The 6168-nt window shown below is 69.8% G+C and carries 5 protein-coding genes and 1 pseudogene; 1 reads left to right on the forward strand and 5 read right to left on the reverse strand.

Features of this window, described 5'->3' with window-relative positions; all coding sequences use genetic code 11:
* Positions 1-154 precede the first annotated feature (154 nt).
* The 3 genes and pseudogenes from AB0I10_RS39865 to AB0I10_RS39875 form a co-directional block, all read right to left on the reverse strand.
* Positions 155-1372 (reverse strand): YncE family protein, encoded by a 1218-nt coding sequence (locus AB0I10_RS39865; RefSeq protein WP_363157645.1) that lies wholly within the window; start codon positions 1370-1372, stop codon positions 155-157.
* Positions 1372-1482 (reverse strand): annotated as a pseudogene (locus AB0I10_RS39870) (polysaccharide deacetylase family protein); the annotation flags it as partial. The gene AB0I10_RS39865 and the pseudogene AB0I10_RS39870, both read right to left, overlap by 1 nt.
* Before the next feature lie 204 nt (positions 1483-1686).
* Complete coding sequence (locus AB0I10_RS39875) at positions 1687-2244, reverse strand: HIT domain-containing protein (protein ID WP_363157641.1); 558 nt, start codon at positions 2242-2244, stop codon at positions 1687-1689.
* Between the two features lie 67 nt (positions 2245-2311).
* Here AB0I10_RS39875 and AB0I10_RS39880 point away from each other — a divergent pair, with 67 nt between their 5' ends.
* Positions 2312-2953 carry an ion channel gene (locus AB0I10_RS39880; protein ID WP_363157642.1) on the forward strand — a complete coding sequence of 214 codons (642 nt, stop codon included), beginning with the start codon at positions 2312-2314 and terminating at the stop codon, positions 2951-2953.
* A gap of 53 nt (positions 2954-3006) precedes the next feature.
* On the opposite strand, the gene thrS is transcribed toward AB0I10_RS39880, so the two are convergent.
* Both thrS and AB0I10_RS39890 read right to left on the reverse strand, forming a co-directional pair.
* Positions 3007-4986: a threonine--tRNA ligase gene (gene thrS, locus AB0I10_RS39885; protein ID WP_363157643.1), complete on the reverse strand. Its 1980-nt coding sequence runs from the start codon at positions 4984-4986 to the stop codon at positions 3007-3009.
* A gap of 102 nt (positions 4987-5088) precedes the next feature.
* Positions 5089-6168 (reverse strand): hypothetical protein (locus AB0I10_RS39890; RefSeq protein WP_363157644.1); only part of this gene is annotated, 1080 nt, incomplete at its 5' end.

Genomic DNA, 6168 nt, shown 5'->3' on the forward strand with positions numbered 1-6168 from the left:
CTTGTACACCGCTTCGGGCCGGCCGCGGGGGGTAGCCTCGGGCGGGGGGGGCTGGGGGCCCGTACGGGACATCCCGTACGGGACATCCCGTACGGGCCCACAGCGCCCCATCTCATCCCTACCCGGGCCACGCCGGGCGACCCCGCCGGCAGATCTAGCGGAAGATCCCCGTGTGCCCCAGCGAGTACCGTCCCGGCTGCGGGTAGACCGCCAGCCCGTGCGGGCCCTCGCCGACCGGGATCTTCGCCAGGGTTTTGCCGGTCCGCGTGTCCATCGCGTAGACCTCGGAGTTGTAGCGGCCGGACAGCCACAGGACCTTGCCGTCCGCGGAGACGCCACCCATGTCGGGGCTACCGCCGCCGGGAATGCGCCACTTGTCGACGAGCTCGCCGGTCTTGAAGTCGAGGAGCGAGACCGAGCCCTCGCCGCGGTTGGAGATGTACATGTGCCGGGAGTCCCGGCTGACGTAGAGGCCGTGGGCGCCCTTGCCGGTGGGCATCAGTTTCGGCTTGCCGAAGGTGTCGCCGTTGAGGACCCACATGCCGTCGGCCATCATGTCGGCGACGTACCAGGTCCGGCCGTCCGGGGAGATCTTCACGTCCTGCGGCATCGCCCCCTCGAACGGCAGCTTCTGCTGGCCGATGACCTTCATCTTCTCCGTATCGACCTTGATCAGTTCGCCGGAGAACTCGCAGGAGACGATGAAGTACCGCCCGTCCGGGGAGAAGTCGGCGTGATTGACGCCCGCACAGGTCACCGGCAGGGTCTTGCGGATCTTCATGGTGTGCGGGTCGCGGAAGACCAGCTGTTTGTCCATCGAGGCCATCACGACCGCGTACCTGCCGTTGGGCGTGAAGTAGAGGTTGTACGGGTCATGGACGTCGATGGTCTTGCCGGCTTTGCCGGTGGCGGGATCGATCGGGGTGAGGTCATGGCCCCGGTTGTTGTTGACCCAGAGCGTCTTCATGTCCCAGGAGGGCACGACATGCTGCGGCTGCACGCCCACCCGCATCGTCTCGATGACCTTGTACGTCTTCGGGTCGATGACGCTGACCGAGTCGGAGCCGGTGTTCGGCACATACACCCGTGACGGGAAGTTCCTGACCTGCGGCGCCAGCTTGTTGGGCCGGTCCGCCGCGTAGAGGTCGTGCTCGTCCAGCAGCGGCGGCATCCCCGGCAGACCCGGCTTGGCGGCCTTGGCGGGCGACGGTCCGGCGGGGTGCGGGCTCCTCTTCGCGGCCTCGATCTCGCCGCCGCCACCGCACCCCGCCGCCACCAGCGCGCAGGCGACGGCCAACAGCCCGGCCCGGCGGCCGGTGCGGGCCTTCCTGGCGCGTTGCCCACGGTCCTGGGTACGGGTCCGGTCAGCGATCACGTCACTAGCTCCGTTGTCGTCACCGCGCGCAGACCGCGCCGGCGGAGGCCGTCGAGGATCGGGGGCAGCGCGACCACCGTGCCGGCGCGCCCGGGGTGGAGGCTGATCTGTACGGGCAGGCCAGGCACCCGGGTGGGCGGCCCGGCGGCGCGCGCCGGCGCACCGGCGCCCGCGGCCGGGGCGGCGGGCAGCACGGAGCGACGATCTAGGGAGGTCACCACACCATTAGAGTGGCAACTAATCCGAATTGTTGCGATCTATCCGGTTCATATGGGTGTGTGTCGCCTCGGACACCCCGGCCGGACGAGCCCTCAGACGGGCCAGGCGTCCGCGAGCATCGCCCGTGTGTCGGCGAGGAGTTGGGGCAGCACCTTGGTGTGGCCGACCACCGGCATGAAGTTGGTATCGCCGCCCCAGCGCGGTACGACGTGCTGGTGGAGATGGGCGGCGATCCCGGCGCCGGCTACGGAGCCCTGGTTCATCCCGATGTTGAAACCGTGCGCGCCGGACGCGGTACGCAGCGCGGCCATCGCCCGCTTCGTCAGCTCGGCGAGCTCCGCGGTCTCCGGCCCGTCCAGCTCGGTGTAGTCCGCGACATGCCGGAACGGGACGATCATGAGATGTCCGCCGTTGTACGGATACAGATTCAGCACCGCGTAGACATGCTCACCGCGCGCGATTACGAGGCCGTCCTCGTCCGACTTCGCGGGGATCGAGCAGAAGGGACAGCCGTCGTCGGCCCCCGGGCCGCTCGGCTTGTTCTCCCCCTGGATGTAGGCCATCCGGTGGGGCGTCCACAGGCGCTGGAAGGCGTCCTGCGTCCCGACTCCGATCTGCTGCTCCGGCTCGCTTGTCATACGGGCCAGCATATGACTTCGCCTGTTCGCGGCGTGTCGCTGGGGCGAATCCCGGCGCCCGGTCCGCGAAGCTGACGGGGTGGACAGGGAAGCACGGCTGCGGGCCTGGGAAGAGCGCGCCGGCCCGTACCTCCTCCTCGCGTCGCTCCTCTACCTCGCCGCCTACGCGGTACAGGTCCTGGTGCCCGGCCTCTCCCCCGGCTGGCGCACCTTCTGGTCGACTGTGACCATCGTCAGCTGGTCGGTCTTCGTGGCGGAATATCTGGCCCGGCTGGTGCTCAGCGACGACCGGCGGCACTTCGTCCGCACCCGGTGGCTGGACCTGATCGTGACCGTGCTCCCGCTGCTGCGGCCGCTCCGCATGGTCGACGTGCATGAGCGGGTACGACGGCGCCGGGAACAGCCCCGGCTCAGCCTCGAAGCCCGCGTGATGGCGTACACGGGGCTCACGGTTCTGCTGCTGGGCTTCGCCGCCAGCCTGGCCGTACTGCACGACGAGCGGGACGCCCCGGGGGCGAACATCCACACCTTCGGCGATGCCGTGTGGTGGGCCTGCTCGACCCTGACGACGACGGGGTACGGCGATGCCACCCCCATCACCCCGCGCGGCCGGCTGACCGCGGTGGGGGTGATGTTCATCGGGGTGGCCCTGGTCGGGGCGGTGGTGGGGTCGTTCTCGTCCTACCTGCTGCGGCGGTTCCGGCAGGAGGGGGAGAGATGACGAAGGCCCCGGAAAGCTGATCGCTCTCCGGGGCCTTCGTCATGCTCAGGGGATCACACCTGGACGCGACGCTCCACGACGTCCACGATCTCGGCGATCGCCTCGTCACGCGGAATGCCGTTCTTCTGCGTCCCGTCGCGGTAGCGGAAGGAGACCGCACCGTTGGCGACATCCTCGTCACCGGCGATGATCATGAACGGCACCTTGCTCTTCTGTGCGTTCCTGATCTTCTTCTGCATCCGGTCCGAGGACGAGTCGACCTCGATGCGCAGGCCCTTCTTACGGGCCTCGGCGGCGAAGTCCTCCAGGTACGGGACGTGCGCGTCACCGATCGGAATACCGGTCGCCTGCACCGGCGCCAGCCACGCCGGGAACGCACCCGCGTAGTGCTCCAGCAGCACCGCGAAGAACCGCTCGATGGAGCCGAACAGCGCGCGGTGGATCATGACCGGGCGCTGCTTGGTGCCGTCGGCGGAGGTGTATTCCAGGTCGAACCGCTCCGGCAGGTTGAAGTCCAGCTGGATGGTCGACATCTGCCAGGTGCGGCCGATGGCATCCTTGGTCTGCACCGAGATCTTCGGGCCGTAGAACGCGGCGCCGCCCGGGTCCGGGACCAGCGGAAGGCCCTGCTTCTCGGCGACCTTGCGCAGCGTCTCGGTGGCCTCTTCCCAGGCGTCGTCCTCGCCGACGAACTTCTCCGGGTCCTTGGTGGACAGCTCCAGATAGAAGTCGTTCAGACCGTAGTCGCGCAGCAGGTCGAGCACGAAGGTGAGCGTCGAGTCGAGCTCGTCCGCCATCTGCTCCTTGGTGCAGTAGATGTGCGCGTCGTCCTGGGTGAAGCCGCGGGCCCGGGTCAGGCCGTGCACCACGCCGGACTTCTCGTAGCGGTAGACCGTCCCGAACTCGAAGAGGCGCAGCGGCAGTTCACGGTAGGACCGACCGCGCGCATCGAAGATCAGGTTGTGCATCGGGCAGTTCATGGGCTTGAGGTAGTAGTCCGTGCCCTCGTCCAGCTGCATGGGCGGGTACATACCGTCGGCGTACCAGTCCAGGTGGCCGGACTTCTCGAACAGCTTCCCCTTGGTGGCGTGCGGGGTGTAGACGAACTCGTACCCCGACTCCTCGTGCCGCCGGCGGGAGTAGTCCTCCATGACCCGGCGGATGATGCCGCCCTTGGGGTGGAACACCGCCAGGCCCGAGCCGATGTCCTCGGGGATGGAGAACAGGTCGAGCTCGGCGCCCAGCTTGCGGTGGTCGCGCTTCTCCGCCTCGGCCAGGAACTCCAGGTACGCCTTCAGCTCGTCCTTGGTCGGCCAGGCGGTGCCGTAGATCCTTTGGAGCTGCGGATTCTTCTCGCTGCCGCGCCAGTACGCCGCGGCCGAGCGCATCAGCTTGAACGCCGGGATGGCGCGGGTGCTGGGCAGGTGCGGTCCGCGGCAGAGGTCCTTCCAGCACAGCTCGCCGGTCTTGGCATCGAGGTTGTCGTAGATGGTCAGCTCGCCGGCGCCGACCTCGGCGGAGGCGCCCTCGGCGGCGTCCGCCGCGGAGCCCTTCAGCCCGATGAGTTCGAGCTTGTACGGCTCGTCGGCAAGCTCCTCGCGTGCGGCGTCGTCGCTGACGGCACGGCGCGCGAACTTCTGCCCGCGCTTCTGGATCTCCTGCATCTTCTTCTCGATGCGCTTGAGATCGTCCGGGTGGAACGGGGTCTCGACGTCGAAGTCGTAGTAGAAGCCGTCCTTGATGGGCGGGCCGATGCCGAGCCTCGCCTCCGGGAACAGCTCCTGCACGGCCTGCGCCATCACATGCGCGGTGGAGTGCCGCAGGATGTTCAGGCCGTCTTCGGAGGTGATCTCGACGGGCTCGACCGCGTCGCCGTCGGCGACCTCGTACGCCAGGTCCTTCAGTTCCCCGGCCACCCGCGCGGCGACGATGCTGCGCTCACCCTGGAAGAGGTCGGCGGCCGTAGTCCCCGTGGTCACCACGCGTTCTTCCCGCTCGGAATCGCGTTGGACGGTCACACGGACGTCTGACACCGGTCTCTCCTGACTCATGTCTCTTTCACGTCAGCGATTGCTGCGCAAGCCGAATCGTACCGAGCTACCGGACCCCATCGCGAAACGGTTGCCGTGGGCCGCTCACTCCTCGGCCAGCGGACCGCCGCACGCCTCCTCGAAGAAATCGAGATTCTCCTGGAGCGACTTCATCAGCCGGTCCCGCTCCGCCTCGTCGACCTGTACGGGGGTGACATCACAGCCCCCCGTGATCCGCCGGAAACCGCCCCGGCTCTCCAGCCGCCCGGTCACCCGGATCGGCAGTCCCACCAGATGCGCATGCGTCGCGATCCGGTAGTCCTCCTCCTCCAGGGCGACCCGTACCTGCACCACATCGGCCCCGGTGATCACCCGCAGCCGCACCGCCCCCGGCCCGCCCGGCCGCTCCCTGCGCAGCCGTACGACCGCGCCGGTCACCCGCACCGGCAGGGACGGCTCGTCCTGTACGTAGCGCTGCGCGGCCTGCTGGAGCGCGGGGAGGTCGCCGGGCGAGAATTCCACCGGTTCGGGGCGGGCCGGGTAGCCGGCCGGGGCGCCGGCCGCCGGCGACCACTCCACCGCGATCCGCACCCCCTCCACGTCCCGCACCAGCGCGATCAGCGCCTGTGCCAGCTCATGGCAGACGCCCAGCTCGACGGCCGCGTCGAACGCCTCCATGCCGCCGGTGGCCCGCTGGTAGTCGGTCGCGTCGCGGGCCGCGTGCAGCGCCCGCTGCAGCCCGGCGACGGCACCGCGCCCGGCCCGCACCGGAACGAACGCGGTCAGCCGTCGCCCCGCCGACGCCGGGCCGACCAGCACCTCGCCCATGAACCCCTCGGCCTGCCGCTTGTGCCGCGCGCCGTAGTAGCCGGCCGTGGTGTAGGTGCCCAGCGCCCCGGCGATCAGCATCGAACGGGCGGCGCCGCGCAGCTGCTCCTGCGCCACCCAGTGGGCGGTTCCCGAGCCGTCGTCCGGGATCTCGCGCTCCCAGCGCACCTCGTCGCTGGGCACCGCGAGCCCCACCAGCACCTCGCGGGCGGTGGGCGCCGCGCTCTGCGCCAGCGCCGCCAGCGCCTCGGCCAGCAGCTCCGCACTGTCGGGGAACCGGCGGTCGTGGGGCCCCCCCCGCGAGGTGGCCCCCGCCCCCCCCGGGGGGGGGCCCCCCGCGGCGGGGGCCCCCCCCCC

The sequence above is a fragment of the Streptomyces sp. NPDC050636 genome (assembly GCF_040654775.1).
GTDB lineage: Bacteria > Actinomycetota > Actinomycetes > Streptomycetales > Streptomycetaceae > Streptomyces.